This window comes from Bacillus cereus group sp. BfR-BA-01381, from assembly GCF_022663555.1.
Lineage (GTDB): Bacteria > Bacillota > Bacilli > Bacillales > Bacillaceae_G > Bacillus_A > Bacillus_A pacificus.
In genome coordinates, this window is record NZ_JAKUFR010000332.1 from 1 (window position 1) to 230 (window position 230).

Genomic DNA, 230 nt, shown 5'->3' on the forward strand with positions numbered 1-230 from the left:
AGTTTGAATTTCGCTATACCTTGCTCATTTGTTTTTCCTTTTACTACTTCTTTCCCTTGTTCGTTGTAGATTGTAAACTCTGCATTTGGTATTCTTGTAGTCCCATCCGCTATATCTACTTTCGTTATTTCTAACTCACCTTCTACCTTCTTATCTTGAACGATATGTTTAATAATTTCTCCATTCTCTTTTATTTCAAATGCGAACGTCTCTTCATTTATTACATATCC

The 230-nt window shown here is 33.0% G+C and carries 1 protein-coding gene; it reads right to left on the reverse strand.

Annotation, left to right across the window (positions count from 1 at the left end; all coding sequences use genetic code 11):
* The coding region (locus tag MR079_RS28920) for a SpaA isopeptide-forming pilin-related protein (RefSeq protein WP_277933188.1) at nucleotides 1-230 on the reverse strand (230 nt) is incomplete at both ends.